The following is a 20621-nucleotide window of genomic DNA, read 5'->3' on the forward strand; positions in this document are numbered from 1 at the left end:
TGACGCAACTCCTGGCGCTGGATCTGGATAGTCCGGCGAAAGGGAAGGGGCAATGCCGGGAATATTGTGGCAGCGCTTCGTAGGCTTTAGTACCGAGGAAAGGTGATGCTCTATTGGAATCCCGTTCCGTGGTGCCTGTTTTAATCTCTGGTGGTTGCGCTGGATATCTCTCATCTTCGGCTACCTTCTGGTAGAAGACATCTTCAGTCGTAAAATCGTGGGATATGAAGTACATGAAACAGAAAGTGGCGAACCGGCGGCAGAGCTGATACAGCGCACGGTTCTGAGGGAGGGATGCTGGCGGTGCGCCGGTACTGCATGCCGATAATGGCACGGCGGTGAAGTCACAGACGTTGCAAATGAAGCTTTATGAGTTGGCAATAACACCGTCTCAAACCGGCCAAGGGTCAGTAACGATAACGCGTATGTGGAATTCCTGTTCAGGACGCTGAAATATGTACAGCAGTAGCCGTCATCGGGGTTCAGCAAGCTGGATGAGGCACGGGAATGGGGAGAGTGTTTTACGCAGCGGCACAACGAAAACCATCGGCATAGCGGCATCAGGTATGATGACGCCGGGCCAACGGCACCGAGGCGAAGATAGTGCGCTGTTGAAGAAACGGGATAAAGTATACTAAAAGGCAAAAGCGTAGCGTCCTGAATGCTGGTCAGGAAGGACACGAAACTGGCAATCGACGGGAACAGTAATGCTGAATCCAGAGCGGGAAAAAACAGGTAGCTTCAATCAACTGGGGGTGCCAACTACCTTGACACTTACCAGGATGGCGGCGGGGGCGGTAACAGCATACATCTGAACCTATTTCAGTTAAAACCAGCATTCCGGCATAATGACCGCCTCCTGATGGAGAAGCTACTGTGATGGGATGATGCCTGGTGTCGGTTCGCTGAAACTGGGGACCATTTATGCGTCAGCGCTCATCCGATCGCTGTTGCGAAGCACCCAACCGTCAGGGCTGACACAGACGACAAAGGAGGCTGGAAGAGTTAATAGAGAACGGTATCTTCTTAACTCTATTGATGATGAGGATTATCGTCGCTGGATCCTGAAGAAGAGCATATCACACGACTTTTGCCCTGATGCATGGTCATATCAACATGCTGGGGCATTCGTTCACGTTACCGGAAGATATTATGACAGGTGTTGAGATCATTGAATTTAAATACAAACAATGAATTATCTCCTTAGTGTGGTTTTTTACATCGGCCGTCCTCAAACCTCGATTAGCCGTGGCAATTTAATTCTTGGTTAAAAATTGCACCAATGTTAAGAATCATAAATTTCATATGCTATTTTTTAGATTTAAATCAAATTTCGTTGATTATTCCCATTGAATTTAAATTCTTCATTTTATTTAAAAATAAAAATAATACCCCCATATACTTAATAAATTTAGTGTTTTTTACCATTAATTATATTAATTTTAGTGAATGATAATGTTTTTCGTTAAAGTGGTTTATATACGGATAAATAAAAAATATTGATATATTTTTGATGGCTGATAGCATCTGCCCCTCTCAGGAAAAGAGTTTATCTAATAGAAAGAACGGAGAAAGTCGCCAGGTAGCGAGGCGACGGTTTTTTTGGGCTTCAGGACAATGATTATGCATAAAAATTATTACATTATTAATCTAATAGTGCGGAGTAATGCAGCCTGATATGATGCAAACGCTAATTAATGCATCGCTAAGTGCTGAGGCTAAAGCAGTCGTTGCCCATGCTTATAATTCAGGTGTCTCACAATCAGTAACTACAATTATAGAAGTAGAAAATGAAAGGACTCTTAGCGATGAGATATTACACGAATTTATAGTTGCTGGCTGGGGAGAAGAACTTGCTAAATATACTGAATTCAGAGAAGTTCCAGATGCAACAAATTGTGAAGCTATACGTCAAGTCCAGTTATCGGTCCAAAATGGTGCGGCCTTATTTGCAATATGTAAAGTAGTAACTAACGATTATAATCGGTACTACCTTTCAATCCATCATGCTTTGGCAGATGAAAAAACTCTTAGTTTGATTAAAAATATTGTTAATGTGTTTTGCGTTGGTAAGTCAGATATTGCGCTGAAAAATATGAATCAGGGCAGGTTGTTATATCGGAACTATATAGAACGACAACGTATTCTGGCTAAAACCGAAAAATGCGTGTCGTATCAATCGATGATACCAGTCAGACTGTCACAAACAGGGCCAATAGCGTGGAATAAGAAATGCACAAGAATAAATATACACAGAAGGATAAAGGTTGGTAGCACTAATAATGAAGTGTCACTACTCAATAAAATATTGCCTTATTTGTGTGATGCCGGCGTTATTTCAGAAGGTAGTATAGCGTGTTCGTCTCATGACTGGCGTTTACCGTACGAATCGGCAGCAATAGGCATGATGACCGGCCTTGTTGCTCTTCCTGTGAATACAGGTGCAATGAATTACCTGCAAACCAGCTTAGAGAGTTGTATCCGATATCATTCAACTATGTCTGAGGTTTTGAGGTGTTGCCGTGCGTCTGAATTGTTTATCAATGGTTCTATGCCACGAGGGATTCCTTCATCGCAAGTAGTGGGTAGCATTTTCCCCGTTGGAATAAATATTCAGCGCATAAATTCATCAGAGTTCCGGTTAGATATGGAAGGTCCTTTTTGTAGTAGGTCTGCCGTCAATAACCTGCTTATTAACCTTACTGAAGCCCTGTCGGAAAGAAGGAAATAAAATGACTAATAACGTTGAAATATATAAGAGAGTATTTGCAGATGAAGTGCAGCGCATAACTAATATATTTAGTGAAGTCCTTGGAATAAAAAATATTGCCTCAAGTGATAACTTTTTCAAACTTGGAGGCGACTCTTTTGATGCGATTCGTGCCATATCAAAGTTAGGGAATGATCTTCAACTGGTCACTTTTTTCGAACACCCAACAGTTGAAGATTTAGCGAAATTCATTCTCTCAGGACAAGGAAAAACTCAGCTACGACTGGTCCCTCTGTATGACAATGCCTCAGCTTGCGGGTCAACAGTCGTCATTGGTGTGCCGTTTGGTGGGGGAGATCCAACAGCATATCAGGATCTTTTTCGTAGGAACCATGATGTACGAGTTTTTGGGGTGGATTTTGGTGATATTGAACTTGTTAAAGAATCAGAATTTCTTTTGCTTATTAATATTATTGCTGCTGAGATCGAAAAAATTGATGCCAAACACCTCATTATTTACGGCCATTGCGCTGGGGCAGCGACTGCGGCCTGTATCGCTTCGGCTTTAGAACCTATTGAAAATCACCTGTCTCTGATTGTTGCAGCGGCGAAGCCAATGGATGACCCGGATGCTGCAATTCAAGAAGCCGATGCAACATCTGATGACTCATGGGAGCAATTCCTCAGATCCATAGGCGCATTTTCTGGGCTGGAGAGTGCAGAAATTCACGCGATGCTCTCCAGAGGCCGTAGAGACCATCGTATTGCTGCAACTGCTTACAGAACCCTAGCTAAAAAACCTGCTCGTGGAGTGCCAGCTCTGGTGTTGTTGGGTGATGAAGATCCTGTTACCCCGACCTCTCATCATGCCGACATCATAGAGCATTGGCGGCGCTTTATTGATGTTGTTGACTCAAAGAGTCTGGCTGGAGGCGATCACTATTTTTTAAGTACGCACCCAGATGAGGTTGCTGATGCAGTTCTGTCATTCGAAGGACATTGTTTATTAAGAACACCTAGATCGTAAGAGGAAGCATAATGGCAAACGGTAATAACTTGCTACAAAGTCAGGTTGAACTGCTAGGGAAAGGCCAGATTGATCTCCAGACTGAAGACCCCGAATTAGCAACTATTCTGGACACTGAAGTTATGCGGCAGCACCGAACGCTTTCGCTGGTTGCATCTTGTTGTGCAGTAGAACCAAGAACGCTTGCTGCATCGGCTTCCGCGTTAGTTAATGTCACAGCCGAAGGAACCCCAGGTCGACGCTATCATGCTGGGTGTGAGAACGTCGATTTGGTCGAGTCTTTGGCGATTAAAAGGGCTGAAGAACTGTTTGGTGCACAGTACGCGGGTGTTCAGTCTCATTCGGCCTCAAGTGCAAACTACCAGGTATTGTCAGCATTACTTAAGCCTGGAGATACTTTACTCGGAATGTCGCTTGATTATGGTGGTCACCTTACTCACGGTAGCCCTGTCACATTCTCGGGGACTTATTACAAAGCAATTGGATATGGAACGACTACTGAAGGAGTGATTGATTATGAAGAGGTGCGTAAGTTAGCTCATGCCCATCACCCACGCATAATCATTTGTGGTGCTACTGCCTATTCGCGGATTGTGGATTTCGAACGATTCAGGGAAATTGCTGATGAAGTGGGGGCGATTCTACTTGCTGACATATCGCATATTGCCGGTCTTGTGGCTACAGGACGGCACCCAAGTCCGATCAATGCCGCACATGTAACCACGACATGTACACATAAACAATTGGCAGGTCCCCGGGGAGGATTAATCATGTCCGGACGGGATGCTGATGAGTTCGTCCCGGGCCGAAAAGTGACCTTCAGCCGTATCCTGGAGCAGGCCGTTTTCCCAAAAATGCAAGGGGCTCCTGCTGTCAATATGATGGCTGCGAAAGCGGCTGCATTTGGCTATGCAATGTCACCTGAATTTGATGCTTACATGGGGCGAATCAGGATAACGGCTGACGCTATAGTCAATGCGTTTCATTCAAAAGATTATGAAGTCATAGGGGGACGTTCGGAAAATCACACGATTTTGATCCGCCTATCTGGTGGCATGACAGGTTCTATCGCTGAATCAGCTTTGGAGCAGTGCGGAATTGTTGTGAATAAGAACCGCGTGCCGGGAGAGACCCGCTCTTCATTTGTCACCAGTGGGCTAAGAATCGGTACAGGTTCTCTGGCGCAACGTCATTTCGACGAACATGGGTGCCATCAGGTCGTTGATTTAGTTTGCCGGATTTTGAAAGCGGTAGAGCCAACAGGAGAACAGGAGTTCTCGCTGGCTTCGGCCTTACGGGAACAGTTCCGCTCGGAGTCCGCTGCACTATGCGCCGCATATCCATTGATTAATTATATGCGCCGTTGATTTCACGGTTTGCCAAGTAGAGTATTCACACTCTAAAAGGAAGGAATATGAAAGATAAAATTAGATATGCCGCTATTAATGGATCGGAGCGCATCGATGGGAATAATGCTCGCGCATTGGAGTGGGCTGGCCACTATTTGGAAGAACAAGGTATTAGTCTGGAAGTATTCTCTCTGGCTGATGCTCAAATTGAACCTTGTGGTGCATGTGGAGATTGTAATTTTCGAAACGAACCGTGCGAACAGAATGATGATTCAGCACGTGCTGTTCGGCTTATGGAAGCGAGTGACGGAGTGATCTTCGCGAGTTCAGTGCATGGATTTGGCCCAACTCCTCTGATGTCTGCGTTTCTAGAACGGGTTGGTACTGGATTCCTGCGCCATAATCGTACGCTAACTAACAAAGTGGCTGGGATCATAGTGACCGGCAGGCGTATGGGGCACGTCGAGGTATACAATCAGATGCTTCAATGTGCGCTTTTGAACCGAATGATTATGGTTGGATACGGATTCCCAGCGATGCTCGTCGGTGACAAAAAAGGTGAGGTTTTGGGAGATAGCGAAGGCATGGAAATGATGCGCCGGATGATTGATCGAATGGTCTCAATGACACGTCTTATGCGTGAGTATGAGCAACTTACAGGACGGGTTGCGCTTCAGGTTGCTGAGCCAGGGGAACGGCATCGTGTGAATAAGGATGGTAAGTTTTATGTCCCGCCAAAGCCCAATATGTATCAAAGCAAAAATATAGAATGATTATCTGGTTTATATGATCTATTTCCTTTGTATTATCCAAAGGACGTAATATCAAAAATATTTCACGTATTTACCCTCCGGAAATATATGCGAGGAATTATGATAATTTTTCAATGGAGTTAAGCTTTATTTTTTTGATTTAAATATTATTTACACTCAAGGGATAATAAAAAATGACGGGAAGGAAAATAGGCGGAGGGAGTATATTTCACAGCTATTTGGCAAAGTGGATTGCGGTGGAGCATCTCGAACGTTTCTCAAATTCAACCATTACAGAAATATCTCAGGCTTATGCGGGAATATATTCGTCCCGGCCTACTAGTTGGCTAGCCTTGATGGCGCGGAACGGTAATGTCAAACGGGATGAAGCCATTGCTATGGAAACAGATCCCGGCTTAGTGCGAATACCTGGAATGCGACGTTCAAAGTTTCTACTCCCACACACTCTGGCGTCCAAGGTTTTTGGCGCAACCCGTCTACCGCTAGCCAGCCATGAGTGGAGATTAACCGAAGCCGGACTTACGTTGGATGATTATCAACGAATACTACCTGATCTAATTGAATTCACTCGCTGTTCACCCGTCCAGCAGAAAGATATCGGTTATGCCCTTGGCTTGGTCGGCTCTCAAATTCGGGCATGTACGACCGTCGCTACTTATCAAGGGGTAATAATTCGGACCCCTCCGGCGAATCCTTGGTCCAGTCGGTGGTTGTATGTTGCTGCGCCTGATTCTTTACTCTCTTTCGAGGACAAGCCTTCCAACCGTGAGCAATTACTGCGTGAGATTGCCTGTCGTTACATTGAACATTATGGGCCGGTAACTGTAGGCGATCTTGCCTGGTGGCTGGGGGTGTCGAAGGGGAACGCACGTTTATACATAGAGGGAGCAGGGGCATACGAAATTGGCGCTGAAATGTGGATAAGCGCCAGTAAGCGGGATCGTTTTCAACAATACATTTCATGTGCCGACCAACACTCTGGCGCAGAGGTACGATTTCTCCCCGCCTGGGATCCTCTGGTTATGGGGTATGCGCCCGGTTCTATGCAACGCGATTGTCTTGGGCTTAATCAGATCGGAGGGTATGACTCCGCAGGGAATGGGCGACCTGTTGTGATGATTGGTGCCCGAGCTGTGGCTACCTGGCGCACCATTGCAAAAGGGGGCAATCGCTCTATCTGGATAGATTTGTCACAGGTTTCTGACCATGAGCAAAAAATCCTTAAAGAAGCCGCCTCTGTATGGACGAACAGAATTGGCACTCTCCAGTATCAAGAGAATTAACTATAAAACGCCAACAATAAGTAAGGCAGGATAACATGGCAAATGAGATGACTTTAGTACCTCAAAAACCAGATTTACAGCATTTGACTGAAAGTTTGTCTGGGAAGACTCCAAAGAATGTTCGCTCTATATGGGAGGCATTCGAGTGTAAAGGGACCAAGTCTTCGTCTTTGGAACGCGTAGAGGAAATTATTAGCCTGCCTAATGGGCTCACCACTTCAATAGAAGACCTCGTAACGACGGCGGCCATGTTGGGGGCATTGCTCAGTACTGAAGGTAGGGTCACAGTTGGAATAAATGTTAATGGTGTCGCTAGTTACCTTGAAATCGATGCGGCTGAGTTATGCCGTACGGATGATACGCGTGCTTATATTTGTCATTTACGCCAAACCGCAGAACGGGTAAGGCATGATGAAATTAACGGTGTGGATATTGAGGTTACTGATGGGCAAACCAAACCTGCCGCCCAATCATTAGTCTGGTTGTCAGCCAAGGACGAGCGGTATGTATTGTCTTTACCAGAAAACCGTATCGAACAAACTGCGCGAACGCACCTGTGTAGGGTTGCGAGTTTTGCGTGCGCCCGCGTCTTGAGCTGTGGGGTAACTCCTGAAACGAATACCCTGCCTAAGCACTATATATCTGAACCAAGGCAGCGCAAGTCAATGATCGAACGCATTTTCAAACATGTGCAGGAGAGACCTACATCTCCAGCGATTGTGGATGATACATGTGGTCAAACCTTGACTTACGCCGAGGTGTGGGCCGCTTCAGCACAGCTGATAAAACAGTTAAACGAACAGTTTCCTCATCGATCATCGCCCCCTTGTGTCGCGCTATTTTTAGATAGGGGTTGGCGGCATCTCGTTTCTATCATTGCCGTTCAGCGTATGGGAGGGACTTGTGTACTGATCGATCCTTCTCATCCAGACGAGCGGATACGCACATTCATTAATGAATGTGACCCGGTCGCAGTTTTTTCTGCCGGCAGCCTAGTCAGTAGAGCTTATGATCTTGCCAATGTCCCCGTACTGATCATAAACAAAGAATATGGCTCACAGCAGCAAATTGAATGGGAAGTCGATACGGGGATTGGAACGACTAATGAAGTATGTTTCATAGCGGGAACATCAGGATCCACCGGCCGTCCGAAAGCTGTCTGTCTATCTTATAGTGGAATAGGTGTAACGCTTGACGCCATTATTAATCATGCTGGTTTGGAAGAACGCTCCAGAGGTTCATGGCTATCATCACCAGGGTACGGGATGGTTGAAGTTGACCCTCTGCCGATATTGTGCGCTGGCGGGGTGGTCTGTATTCCCTCGTCTGAGGTTTTACAAGATGTAAGGTTACTGGCCATTTGGCTCTCTAAGCAAAAGATCACACATTCGTTAGTCATGACATCAATCGCTGAAGCTTTATGGGCTGGCGGCGGACTGGCAACAGATCTACGCACGATGCTGATCGCGGGTGAGAGGTGTAAACAGTGGCAACCTGCGAATCTCAACTATCGGGTGCTTAATGTCTACGGATCTGCTGAGGCTGCCGTCGTGTCAATTGAGGATCTTTCAGCGGCGCGTCGAACATTATTGCCATCTGTAGGTCGCGCAGTGCGCGGGGCGAACATGTATGTGGTCGATGATTATGGGCAAGAACTTCCTGCAAACTGCGTCGGTGAGTTAATCATTACAGGTGAAACGCTATCGGTATGTTATCTCAATGCGGAAGAAACCAAGAAATCTTTTCATCCGAACAAGTTAGATAAAACCTCACTTATGCAATATGTTTCGGGTGATAGAGCTCGGATGCATCTGGATGGGACTGTTGAAATATTTGGTCGAACAGATACGGTTGTAAAAATTCGCGGGCACCGCGTAGATCTCACAGAGGTGGAGATCTCTGCTCTCGAGGTTTCTGGTGTGGCTAAAGCAGCAGCTACCTGCTTGAGTGATGACACTGGTACGACACTGGTATTATTTATTGAACAGATCCAGGGAGCAACAGGTGTTAAAGATGCAGTACGTAAACATCTTGGGGGGCAACTTCAACCCTCGGCTCAGCCAAGTCAGATTGTTACAAGCATATTACCGTTAGGCAGCAACGGTAAGGTGGATTACGCATCTTTACAAGTTCATACATTAGCGCGAAATGTGAATCAAACGGTCTTCACCCCCATAACTGAAAATGAAATGGTGTTGCGTGAATGCTGGTTGACCTGGACTCGATGTGATGAGGCGACATTTGAATCCAATTTTTTCAATTCCGGTGGGGACTCATTACGTGCGATGCGCATGATGGGAGAACTTGCCTGCCAGCATAGCATACATGTTGAGATGAGTTCTTTCCTTGAAAATCCTACTCTTTCGAATCTTATATATTTGGCTAACACCTCACACTACACCGACCTGCCAACGTTTAAGCATCTTCCAGATAACCAACAGTTGGAGCCTTTCAATCTGAACGAGAGCCAACAGGCTTTGTGGATTGGTCGTGGTGCTGATTTTGACTATGGTGGTGTTGGTTGCCAGGGATACTTCGAGTGGGAAGTAAAGGATCTGGATAAGGAAAGGTTTGAGCGAGCGGTTGGTTTATTGGTTGAGCGCCATTCAATGCTTCGTATGACAATTGATGCCGCCGGCCATCAGAAAATTGGCATTTTTCATGGAAAACAAGCCGTTAAGTTTACGGATTTGAGTCAGCTTTCTCAGGAAGATATTGATAATGAAATCAATAAAATCCGCCTGCATATGGCTAATGAAGAGATCGGGACAACCCAATGGCCTCTTTTCCAGTTTGTTATAAGCCAGATTAATGTGACTTTAAGCAGGGTGCACTTCTGTATCGATATGTTGATCGCTGATGCCTGGTCAATTTTCCAAGTGATCATCCCCGACCTCATCGACTTTTATTTTGAGGACAATCCCCAATTACCTGAGCTTAAAACCACGTTTCATGACTATGTTGCTTATAGAGAGAAAGTTGTTCTGAGTGAGCGATATCGTGCCGATCGTGAGTATTGGTTAAAGAAAATAACCACATTACCCGTTGCTCCTAAGTTACCGCAGCTTGAATCGGGCGTTTCTGATTCGGATGCAAGATTTGAAAGATACGAAAGTTCTCTTGGCAAAGAGACCTGGAATCGCCTGAAAGCCCAGGCTCAGAAAAGGAATATTTCGCCGTCAGGGGCTATCGCCCTGGCACTATGTGAGGTGTTACGTACCTGGAGTGAAGAAGATCAGTTTACATTGAACTTCCCGGTCTCGGATCGGATGCCCGTGAGTGATGATATTGACTCCGTGGTGGGTGATTTTACAAATACACTCCTTGTTCCTTATGAAGCCAGTGTCGGTGATACGCTCGAGGTTCGCGGCAAACGGTTACAGAACGCAATTTGGGAAGCGCTTGATCACCGACTGTTTAGTGGTGTAGAGGTATTACGTGAACTCTCCAGGCTGCGTCGAACAGGGCTTGTTCCACTAATGCCTGTGGTGTTGACGAGCCTTCTTGGGCATCCCGGGCGACATGACGTTGCTCGCTTAGGGAGCGAAGTTTTTGGCGTATCACAAACCCCGCAGGTAACCCTGGATGTTCAGATACGAGAGTCAGAAGGGACGCTGTACTTTAAATGGGATTACTTATCAGGAGTCATTCGCCCCGATGTTATCCAGGCGATGTATAGTGCCTTCTGCTCATTGTTGCAGCAGTTGGCGGACGAACCCGAGATTTGGGAAAACACCCGGCCAGACCTGCGCCCCCCCGAGCAGATTGAAGTACGAAACGCGGTCAATGACACGGGCTATATCGTCCCTCAGGTTCATTTGCGCGATTTGCTTCTGGAACGTCTTACTAAGAGTGTAAATGAACCCGCCGTCATCGACGCCTATAAGACATATACCTGGGGTGAACTCGGTCATATTGCAGCCTATATCAGTTCGCAGATCCGGCAGGCATGTTCCTTCGATGAGCAATTTGTCGGGATAGTGCTACCGAAAGGAATGACACAATATGCTACCGTTTATGGTTGCCTGTTGGCTGGTGTTGGTTATGTTCCTGTAGATATTGACCTACCGTCTGAACGTATAGGTGCGATGTTTACGCAGGCAGGGGTGCAAGTAGCAATTGCTCTACCTGAAATTACACTCCCTGCCAATATCCATAAGATTGAACTGGTAGTTGCAGATCTCAGCGGCCTGGCTCAACAACACCAGGATATTGATTTGCCGCCATGCGATCTGGGTCGAAAAGGTTATACACCGTATGTGATCTTCACTTCTGGCTCTACCGGAACTCCTAAGGGTGTTGAAATTCCAGAGGCAGCCGTTATCAACCATATTTTCGACGTGGTCGAGCGCTTCGGTTTGAATGCATCCACCAGACATCTGGCTTCTGCTGCATTCCACTTTGACATGTCAGTCTTCGATATTTTCGGTCCGTTAATGCACGGAGGTTCTGTCGTGGTGCCAGAACATGCAACTGGGCCAGATCCGGACTCCTGGTTGCGATTGATTCAAAGGCACGAAATCACATTCTGGGCATGTGTTCCCGCCGTTATGGAACTCGTATGCAGCGTAGCTGAGATTGGCCGTTCGACGTATGCTGTGGCCTCGGTCGCTAACATCGTAATGGCCGGTGACTGGATTCCATTATCGTTACTCCCTCGAGCCAGAACGCTTTTCCCATCTGCCCGGCTGTTTTCGTGTGGTGGACCTACCGAAACAACTAACTGGTCAGTGATTCATGAGATCAACGAACAGGAAGGTAGCGTTGTCAGAACAGTTATTTATGGCACGCCGATGCGGAACTCTAAGTATCACATCGTCGCTAATGACTGGAGTGATTGTCCTGACTGGGTACCTGGTGAAATGTTGGTAGAAAGCGATATTTCATTGTCATGTGGATACATTGGTCAACCAGATTTAACCAAGCGCACATTTATTCGCCATCCCCGAACTGGCATGCGGATGTATCGTACAGGGGATCTGGGGCGCTATCTGCCCAATGGCGAGATAGAAATCTTGGGGCGGTTAGATAATCAGATCAAGATTAACGGATTCAGAATTGAGCTTGGGGAAATTGAAAAGGTTGCCGAGACCTGTGTTGGAGTATTCCGTGCTTGTGCCTTCTCATTACCTGGCCAGAATGGACACCCTAAGAATATTGCATTGGTCTATCTCGGTGAACCAATGCTTGAATCCGTGATAATCAAGGCTCTGACGCAACACCTGCCTAACTACATGATACCAAAATCCATCCGGCATGTACCCCATCTCCCTTTATCGAAGAATGGGAAGGTGGATGTATTAGCCTTACGTAATGCATTGAGGAATGAAATGAAAGAGCCAAATATTACATCCCGGAAGAGCACCTTACGGGAGGTTATTCATGTAATTTCCACTCAATTGTCTGAGCCTGTTGTGTTGCCTGAAGACAACTTCTTCGACTTGGGAGGGGATTCACTGTCCGCGACAAGGATCAAGGCTGAACTGGAAGCCAGGTTGTCGGTTGTCATTCCACTGGAGAACATCATGCTAACCGAAACGATAGATGAGTTAGCCAATAGCTTGTTCATTGGGGGGGACTATGAATAGCAATCAGACTCACCAGAAATGGCTCGATCATGTCACAGCATATCTGAATCAGCATACGACACCACAAAGTCTCCTTCAGAAGAGGGAATCGCACATTCAGGAAGTACTTGAGTACGTTAAAGATCGCTCCTCATTCTATCGTGAGCACCTGAAAAGGGAAAATAAGACCCAGAGTATCTTAAAAATCCTTGAAAATGTGCCTTTCACTACGAAGGGGGACTTACGTTCTGCTGGCATATCAGTTTGTAGCGCCCCGTTTGATGAAATCGCGATGTATTACGAAACGACAGGAACCACTGGGAAGCCAACACCGTGTCCACGAGCACCAATAGATGCCGATACAAGCGGGGCTTATGTGCAATACGCAATGAATAAGTTGTATCAATCAACTTTCGGAACGATGAAGGCGCTCACTGCCATCATGGGGCCATCAGAGTTGTATGCCTTCGGGGACACCTATGGGGAAGCTTGTCGGAATCTTGGTATCCCATTTGTTCGACTGTGGCCAGAGAGCCCCCGCGTTGGGTTGGATAAGGCAGCTCAACTGATAAAGGATCTCGGTGTGCGCTCATTAATCTGTTCCCCCGCAGTAGCGCTTGCCCTTGCACGGTTGTATGTAAGTCTCGGTATCGAGCCACGTGAGACAGCAGTAAAACAAATCCTTGTTCTTGGTGAGTTATGTACACCTGAGATGCTGGTGAACATTGGCAAGATTTGGGGGGCGCAATGTACTCACGGTCTGTATGGATCACAGGAAGCACATGCGGTCGCCACGGGTTGCCCTGAAGGTAACTTGCATTTATCTGAAACGAACTATCTGGCGGAAATACTTCCTATACCTGAACTCGGCAGCGAATTGGGTGAATTATGTCTGACAATGTTGGTTCCGGGGGCCAAACCGTTGATTCGCTTCTGTACCGGCGATTTGGTTAGTCTTCAGCCAGCAACTCATTGCAGCTGCGGTAATCACTCCCGCTGCTTACGAGTATACGGTAGAGCTGATGATGTTATGGCTATTGGGGGTCGTAAAGTTTACCCAGCCGCAATTGAGTCGATTATTTTAACATCAGCTGATTGGGTTTGGGGGTATCAGGTCAACGTTAGTAGGGCGAAAGATGGCACTGACGAGATTGACGTTTTGATGACGGCAAATATTGGTTCGAGATCGGTGGATGAAGTCCAGAAACTGCTAGCAGATTTTTTTGGCGTTCCGGTCAGATTGCAGTTGGTCGAACGTTTAGATTCAAGAACAGAGACCGGTGCTTACATTTCCTGGAAGCATGCCAGGGTTCAGGACAACAGGAAAGAATCAACGTCATGAGCGAGGCACAATCAGAAAGTTCGTGGGTTGTGGAGCGCCGCAATGTTCCCGACGCGATGACGAAAGTTCATGCGCGGCGACGCATACTCTCCCTCTATCCTCAACCTGCCTTGTTTGAGACAGGGGAAAGTTCTCAGGCTGTAGATGGTAATCAAACTCTCTTTATGGTCGATCTGTTATTCGAGTTGAAGTTGATAGATGGCAATTGGCATGTACACACCTGTGGCCCTTTTGAGGGTGATGTCAATACATATCGGGCAATCGTGAATGATATGACCCAAACTTTGTGGGAACGCCTGCGACAGGTGATGCGCTGTCTCGCATTGCCTGATGGCTACCCGTTGGTACTGCTCTTGGGATATAGCGCTGCTCGATTTATTGAGAACCTACCAGACATGGACATCGAAGAGGGGATCCCCGAAGTCCTGTTTCGTGTTTATCGATATACGATTCGTTATGACGATGCGCAAAATGGGGCACTAATCGATATATTGAAGTTTAGTCCCAATGATGTTTCGAATGTTGCCACGTTACTTGATGCCCTGACAAAAAATGAGAGTTCGCCGCCTGTCAAGGACTGGGACTTGGGCTGTATACGTGATCTGACAGAGAAAAGTGTGTTTAGTGCGGCTGTTGAGCGGGCGAAAGAGTATATCCGTGCTGGTGATATCTACCAGGTGCAGTTATGTCGACGTGCTGTATTGAGTGCAACTATTCCGCCGATAGATCTCTATGAGCGTCTTGCGTCAATTAATCCAGCGCCCTACATGTATTACCTGGATATTGGTAACCAACATATTGTGTCTTCCAGCCCAGAACTCATGATTCGGGTACAAGACGGTGTTGCCCAGGTTCGTCCGATAGCAGGGACGATGAGGCAAAAGGATCAAAGAGGAGAGAGCTTAAACAACATCCCTAAAGAGGCCGCTGAACACCTGATGCTGGTCGACTTGGCACGTAATGATTTGGCTCGTTGCGCTATTCCCGGCGGAGTAGCAGTAACGTCGTTTATGCAAGTAACCTCCTATGGACCTCTCCTTCATTTAGTTTCGACGATTGAGACTAAGATTCGCACTGGGTGCGATATATGGGATCTGATTATAGCAAACTTCCCAGCAGGTACGATGACAGGAGCTCCCAAGGTTCGTGCTATGGAAATCATTTCTGAGCTCGAAGGGGCGCCTCGTGGATTATATACCGGATGTGCGGGATATATTACGGGCTTGAACAGCGGGGTTTTCGCTCTGACAATTCGGACGATCATTGGAAATCCTGGCCGGTATATATTGCAATCTGCCGCTGGAATTGTTACTGACTCACAAGCGGCGGCAGAGTGGGATGAAACAGGTGCGAAGATTGACTCGTTTTCTCGAACAATGGTGGTGAACGCATGAAAGTATTATTGGTGGATGCTTTTGACAGTTTTGTGTTTGTCATCGAACAATATTACCTGATGGTCGGAGCAAAGACGAAAGTAATCCGAGTCAACAATGACCCAATTAGCTATTACGAGCAATGGAAGCCAGATCTCTTGGTCTTGGGACCCGGGCCAGGCACACCTCAGGAGCATGGTTATTTGGACATACTCCTGAGAGTGAAAAAACAGCAAGCTATTTTTGGTGTATGTTTGGGGCATCAAGCGATCGGGGAATTTTTTGGCGGGGAGCTCTTTCACGCACCTACTGTTGAACACGGTAAGTACGCGCGAGTACAACACGATGGACAAGGTGTTTTCCGTAATATTCCGACGCCAATAAACGTAGTCCGTTATCACTCATTGGCTATTACCAACTTTGCGATGGTGAGGGACTTGTTACCTACTGCCTATTCTGAGGAGGATAATGTAAATATGGCGGTACGACACCGCACACGTCCAATTGAAAGCGTACAGTTTCATCCTGAAAGTATCGGAACAGATCACGGATTAAGGATAGTCGAAAACTCATTGTCATTAGTCAATCATGTTGTTACGTAATTATATTAGATAGGTGATAGTTTTTTAAGGTAATAGAATAAGTAGCAAAATTATGACTCAAAAATTAGAGAATGGAATAATGAATAGAAATAGATGGAAAGCGTTAAGTGTTATTTCAATTATACAATTCATACTACTGCTTGATGCCACAGTAGTAAATGTGGCATTACCTCAAATCAAGTCTGATCTAGGGTTTAGCGATGGATCTTTAACATGGGTGGTGAATGCTTATCTTATTGCGGCAGGATCACTATTATTGCTTGGCGGGAAGATTGGTGATGCTTTTGGTGTGTTGCGTACATTCCAGATAGGCATCTCCATCTTTGGTTTGTTCTCTCTTGTCGCAACTGTTGCACCTAATGTTTCTGTACTTATTTTAGGACGTACTGGCCAGGGGGTTGGCGAGGCTCTTGCTGCTGCGACTGGGTTAGCCATGGTTTCTTTGTTATTTCCCTCAGGCCCTGAGCGTGGGAAGGCTTTTTCAATCTGGACCGCACTTGGTGGTATGGGGTCAATTATAGGCGTTCTGCTATCTGGTATACTCACTGAACATCTTTCATGGCGTTGGGTTTTTGGGATAAATGTACCAATAGTTATACTCCTTGCCGTAGCAACAGTAATATTGATTCCAAAATTCTCCGAGCGGATACGTTCGCATTTAGATCTCGGTAATGCATTAACACTAGTAGCGGCTGTATCCTCGATAGTTTTAGGTGTGATCGGTTCTGGTATTGAACAGTTATATTGGCTCCGTTTTATGCTATTTGTATTAGGCCTATTGGGCATAATGTTGGTGCTTAAGCGTTGTAAGTTCTCAGAAGATGGCATCATCCCTGCTCGGTTGATGACTCGTTCACCGCGGCTTTTAGGGTATGCCATCGTTGCGATTCAAGCTGGTACATCAGGAGCTCTTTTTTATCTTGGTGTTTTATTATTGCAAGACTATCTCGGTATGACACCTATGCAAACTGGGTTTGCCTGGCTACCTTTCTGTTTTGGTTTTTTCCCTGGTATTTTTATGTCTCAGTCAGTCACAAAGCAAAAGGGAGCACGGATTGCCGCTATCACAGGACTCGCTATTTCAGCTATTGGTTTTGTGTTATTTGCAATTGGAGTAACGACTCAGAGCTATTGGATAGGAATGATGCCTGCCATGCTCGTCACCTCCATTGGTTTTGGTTGTGTTGCTCCTGTCGCACAATCACTCGCGACTAATGGACTTTCCGATAATGACGCGGGTGCTGGATCAGGCATGGCAACAACAATACAACAGTTATTTCAAGTGGGAGGGGTGACGTTATTGACCACTGTCGCCATTGCTTTCACTAATGAAGCTTCTACCATTGGAGCAAACGGATTCATCGTTGCGTTTGCGCTGGGTGCTGTAATGTTGAGCGGTGGAGCTATTTTTATCGGAACTACACGTAGCGCCCTGATACTTGAAACGGATTATTCACATCTTAAAGATTAGGATAAAATCGATGACTCAAAATTATTTAATCCCATCGGTTAGTGGTCCACTCATAGATATTCCATGCACGACAGGATTACGTGAAAAATGGATAGGAGCTATGTTGGATCAAACTGGTCGGGCTTATTCTGGTGCATTTCGCCTCGATTTTTCCTCTGGATGCAAGCCGGAAAAAGTATTGAACGCTGTTGTTGAAACGTTTGCCAGACATCCTGTTTTGGCCGCTCGATTTGATATTGAATGCGACACTCTCGTCGGGCGGGCACCGAGTGAGTCTATGTTATATGAGATACTGCAACTGCATTTATGTACGATACAATCTGGAATTACAGACGAATCGTTTCTTGCATACCGTTCAAAGCGTGCAAGTGAACCGGGACTCAGAATAGCTTCAACGATGGATGATGAAGGATTACATGTCTGGATAGGTTTTTGGGTCTTTACCTGTGATGGCGCATCAATAGACTTGCTGGTTGAAGATATTGCTCATTTCTATCGTGGAGAACCAGCCAGTTCATCCCGGTATTGGCAGGAATATGCCAGGAAGGAAATATTCCTTACGTCAAAGAGAGTGATAAGCAATCGGGATAAGTTGGCTGCTTATCCTGAGGCTGGTCCATATGGAATAGATGCGCTGCGGGCTACTTCGCCTGGTACCATAGGGCAAATGCAGAGTATAAGATTCAATTCTAAAATAGCGCGTAGAAAGCTCTATGCAAGTGCAAAAGCCTGTCGTATTACACCATTTGTGCTGTTGTTTTCTGCCTTTCAACACGCAATAAGTGTCGTCAGTGGAGTAACAACTATTGTTACAGGTGTTCCATTTATTAATCGGCAGCGACAGCATGAACATACTATTGTTGGCCCAGTGTCTACAACAGTCCCCGTCACAACTCTCCATATACCAGATGAACCGTTTGTAACTAAGCTTAATCAGTTTCAACGTGCGGTAATTGACGCAGCAGGACGGCAAGATATTGAACCCTCGGCACTGTATCCTAAAGGGGGTTCGGCACGAACTGCCGCGTATGAACTACCTTATCCTCAGTTGTTCAATGCTTGGAACTCACAACGAGAGGGGGTTCCCATAGCACTGGATGAGTCTGAGTTTATGGTTCTTCACCTGTTACCTAATGATACATGTCGTGTGGGGTTCGAGATTACCCTTGATGAACACACGGAGTATATATCAGGTCGTTTTGATCTCGATATTAACTCCTATGGTAAGTATACAAAAGAGATATTAAGTCAGATGATTATTATTTTAGATGATATCATATTAAAAAAAACGTGAGTGTTCTTATTTAAGAATATGGCTCCTCCAATCGGCAGAATAAACTCTGTTCAGTACATATATTGATGTTCGGTTTTTTTATGAAAATTGGTAGGAGCTTATGTCATTATCATATTTTTAAGAGGGATTTTATGATTAGTGCAGTCCAACATTATCTACGTGAAACAATGAAACATTATCCCCATAAGATTGTAGTTAAATATGAAATTGGTTCCATTAATGAATCGATTACATATAGTTAGTTGGATAGGTTTAGTGATGAATTTGGTCATCATCTTCAAAAAATTTGGGTACAGAAAGGCGACATGGTCGCCTTCTTTTCAGACTGAAGAAAATATTGTGTGCTGGCGAAGTGTTATCAGTTAGTGTGCTAAGAAAATGGATGAATTTTTTCCCTCATGTACGGTTCACTAATATGTATGGACCTACCAAAATTACAGTGGATTGTTGCTATCATATCATTGAAAGTATCCCATCACCTGAAGATAAATACGTCCTAATTGGTTTGCCTTGAACTAACATGGAAATGTATATATTGACGGATGAAGGGAGTATCACTCTAGAGCCTAAAGTTGTGGAGATTTGTCAGTCAGAGGGACATCTGTTTCTCAAGGGTATTTGATGAGTAAAGGAAAAACGCAAGAAAAATTCATCCAAAACCCTATGAATGATAAATATTCTGATACTATGTATAAAACAGGTTATTTAGTATTTACTGATGATGCCGGTTTTTTATTATTCAGGTAGAGTTGATAACCAAATAAAATATTTCGGATATCGTATTGAGTTAAGGGAGATTGAGACGGGAGTTTTACGTCTTGATTTTATTGATGAGGCTGTTGCTATCTATAATGAATCGAATGTTAATTTAAACTCATTTATTGGTATGGTCGTTAAATCCTCTCATTTTATTGAATTAAAACAGTTTCGCACGGAGTTATCCAGGGTGTTACCTAATTATATTATTCCTTCTAAAATTATTTTTGTGGAAACTCAATTCCTCAGACTAGAAAATGGTAAGTGTAATAGAAGAGAAATAGCCAAGTTGTTTGTTTAATGGTTTTATAGTACTTTGGGAAAGATAAAAATTTATAATTTTTGTTACCTATGATTATTATTGTAATCCAACAACATTAGAGAACAGGTTGTTATTGGCATTCATAGGAAAGTGACTTAGTCAAAATCATTTGTTTTTGTAATTTAATTGTTAAAAAAGGAGTAGCGGAGTGGGTTTAATATCTAATGGTGTTAACAATAGAAAAATTAGTAAATTTCTTCATCGCAATAGCCTTCTTTCACTTTGCACTTATAGTCAGGATGATTTTTGGCCTGCAAGTTGCCTTTTTAAATTCAATGAAAAGAGCATGAGTCTTTGGGTGTCAACCAATGAAAATACCAGGCACTCAAAGATCATGACTGTAAATAATAGTGTTGTTGGTACTATAAATTCAACATCTTTATTCCTTCCATTTAAAAGAGGGGTGCAATATAAAGGTCGTATTTCTAAATTGGATGGTAAGCAGCTAAGTATAGCAAAAGGAGAATACCTGAAGAAATTCCCTTTTTTTAAAAATAAAGTGAAATGCATATGGGAGATTGAACTTGATGAGATAAAATATACAGATCTGCGAATGGGGGCCATACAAGTTGCTGTTTGGCTCAGGTCTAATGATAAATACTATTATGGTTGAGTGATCTCTTCCCTGATCTCTTCCCATTAAACAGGACCAGGCTAAACTGGAGTTTTCTGCCCTTCTTTTCCTTAAAAAAGAGGCAATCCGGCCATGAAAAAGATCCGCTGTACTGAAGAGCAAATTGCTTTTGCCCTGA

General features: G+C 44.9%; 14 protein-coding genes and 2 pseudogenes. All 16 read left to right on the top strand.

Features of this window, described 5'->3' with window-relative positions:
* Window positions 1-187: 187 nt before the first annotated feature.
* Window positions 188-815: pseudogene (locus tag JG725_RS20745) on the top strand (transposase); the annotation flags it as partial.
* Between the two features lie 54 nt (window positions 816-869).
* Window positions 870-1207: pseudogene (locus JG725_RS18895) on the top strand (Tn3 family transposase); the annotation flags it as partial.
* Between the two features lie 471 nt (window positions 1208-1678).
* Window positions 1679-2731, top strand: a complete 1053-nt coding sequence (locus JG725_RS18900) for a hypothetical protein (RefSeq protein WP_199379425.1) — start codon at window positions 1679-1681, stop codon at window positions 2729-2731.
* Between the two features lies 1 nt (window position 2732).
* The gene (locus tag JG725_RS18905; protein ID WP_172291628.1) at window positions 2733-3737 is read left to right on the top strand and encodes an alpha/beta fold hydrolase; all 1005 of its coding nucleotides are present in this window, start codon (window positions 2733-2735) and stop codon (window positions 3735-3737) included.
* Window positions 3738-3748: 11 nt separating this feature from the next.
* Window positions 3749-5104, top strand: a complete 1356-nt coding sequence (gene glyA / locus JG725_RS18910; protein WP_172291629.1) for a serine hydroxymethyltransferase — start codon at window positions 3749-3751, stop codon at window positions 5102-5104.
* Between the two features lie 47 nt (window positions 5105-5151).
* On the top strand, window positions 5152-5859 hold the full coding sequence (locus JG725_RS18915; protein WP_172291630.1) for a flavodoxin family protein: 708 nt from the start codon (window positions 5152-5154) through the stop codon (window positions 5857-5859).
* A 173-nt stretch (window positions 5860-6032) separates the two neighbouring features.
* Window positions 6033-7142, top strand: a complete 1110-nt coding sequence (locus tag JG725_RS18920; protein ID WP_199379427.1) for a DNA glycosylase AlkZ-like family protein — start codon at window positions 6033-6035, stop codon at window positions 7140-7142.
* A gap of 35 nt (window positions 7143-7177) precedes the next feature.
* Window positions 7178-12730, top strand: coding sequence for a non-ribosomal peptide synthetase (locus tag JG725_RS18925; protein ID WP_199379429.1), 5553 nt, complete (start codon window positions 7178-7180; stop codon window positions 12728-12730).
* Window positions 12723-14051, top strand: coding sequence for a phenylacetate--CoA ligase family protein (locus tag JG725_RS18930; RefSeq protein ID WP_199379431.1), 1329 nt, complete (start codon window positions 12723-12725; stop codon window positions 14049-14051). The genes JG725_RS18925 and JG725_RS18930 overlap by 8 nt, the downstream gene beginning before the upstream one ends.
* Window positions 14048-15445, top strand: a complete 1398-nt coding sequence (locus JG725_RS18935; RefSeq protein WP_172291633.1) for an anthranilate synthase component I family protein — start codon at window positions 14048-14050, stop codon at window positions 15443-15445. The genes JG725_RS18930 and JG725_RS18935 overlap by 4 nt, the downstream gene beginning before the upstream one ends.
* Window positions 15442-16026, top strand: a complete 585-nt coding sequence (locus JG725_RS18940; RefSeq protein ID WP_199379433.1) for an aminodeoxychorismate/anthranilate synthase component II — start codon at window positions 15442-15444, stop codon at window positions 16024-16026. The genes JG725_RS18935 and JG725_RS18940 overlap by 4 nt, the downstream gene beginning before the upstream one ends.
* Before the next feature lie 52 nt (window positions 16027-16078).
* Complete coding sequence (locus tag JG725_RS18945; RefSeq protein ID WP_199379434.1) at window positions 16079-17497, top strand: MFS transporter; 1419 nt, start codon at window positions 16079-16081, stop codon at window positions 17495-17497.
* Between the two features lie 10 nt (window positions 17498-17507).
* On the top strand, window positions 17508-18791 hold the full coding sequence (locus JG725_RS18950; RefSeq protein ID WP_199379435.1) for a condensation domain-containing protein: 1284 nt from the start codon (window positions 17508-17510) through the stop codon (window positions 18789-18791).
* Window positions 18792-19077: 286 nt separating this feature from the next.
* A complete protein-coding gene (locus tag JG725_RS20925) occupies window positions 19078-19305 on the top strand; it encodes an AMP-binding protein (RefSeq protein WP_370541774.1) in 228 nt (75 codons plus the stop codon).
* Between the two features lie 204 nt (window positions 19306-19509).
* On the top strand, window positions 19510-19848 hold the full coding sequence (locus tag JG725_RS18960) for a hypothetical protein (RefSeq protein WP_199379437.1): 339 nt from the start codon (window positions 19510-19512) through the stop codon (window positions 19846-19848).
* 169 nt (window positions 19849-20017) lie between these two features.
* Window positions 20018-20482: a hypothetical protein gene (locus tag JG725_RS18965; protein ID WP_199379438.1), complete on the top strand. Its 465-nt coding sequence runs from the start codon at window positions 20018-20020 to the stop codon at window positions 20480-20482.
* Window positions 20483-20621 lie beyond the last annotated feature (139 nt).

The sequence above is a fragment of the Brenneria sp. L3-3C-1 genome, assembly GCF_016456245.1.
In the GTDB taxonomy this organism is placed as follows: domain Bacteria; phylum Pseudomonadota; class Gammaproteobacteria; order Enterobacterales; family Enterobacteriaceae; genus Brenneria.

What these genes read in the sequence shown, in the direction of transcription:
- JG725_RS18935 (WP_172291633.1), top strand. Translation starts at nt 14,048, where the DNA reads ATGAGCGAGGCACAATCAGAAAGTTCGTGGGTTGTGGAGCGCCGCAAT.
- JG725_RS18945 (WP_199379434.1), top strand. Translation starts at nt 16,079, where the DNA reads ATGACTCAAAAATTAGAGAATGGAATAATGAATAGAAATAGATGGAAA.
- JG725_RS18920 (WP_199379427.1), top strand. Translation starts at nt 6,033, where the DNA reads ATGACGGGAAGGAAAATAGGCGGAGGGAGTATATTTCACAGCTATTTG.
- glyA (WP_172291629.1), top strand. Translation starts at nt 3,749, where the DNA reads ATGGCAAACGGTAATAACTTGCTACAAAGTCAGGTTGAACTGCTAGGG.
- JG725_RS18930 (WP_199379431.1), top strand. Translation starts at nt 12,723, where the DNA reads ATGAATAGCAATCAGACTCACCAGAAATGGCTCGATCATGTCACAGCA.
- JG725_RS18925 (WP_199379429.1), top strand. Translation starts at nt 7,178, where the DNA reads ATGGCAAATGAGATGACTTTAGTACCTCAAAAACCAGATTTACAGCAT.
- JG725_RS18950 (WP_199379435.1), top strand. Translation starts at nt 17,508, where the DNA reads ATGACTCAAAATTATTTAATCCCATCGGTTAGTGGTCCACTCATAGAT.
- JG725_RS18915 (WP_172291630.1), top strand. Translation starts at nt 5,152, where the DNA reads ATGAAAGATAAAATTAGATATGCCGCTATTAATGGATCGGAGCGCATC.
- JG725_RS18905 (WP_172291628.1), top strand. Translation starts at nt 2,733, where the DNA reads ATGACTAATAACGTTGAAATATATAAGAGAGTATTTGCAGATGAAGTG.
- JG725_RS18940 (WP_199379433.1), top strand. Translation starts at nt 15,442, where the DNA reads ATGAAAGTATTATTGGTGGATGCTTTTGACAGTTTTGTGTTTGTCATC.
- JG725_RS18960 (WP_199379437.1), top strand. Translation starts at nt 19,510, where the DNA reads ATGATGCCGGTTTTTTATTATTCAGGTAGAGTTGATAACCAAATAAAA.
- JG725_RS18900 (WP_199379425.1), top strand. Translation starts at nt 1,679, where the DNA reads ATGATGCAAACGCTAATTAATGCATCGCTAAGTGCTGAGGCTAAAGCA.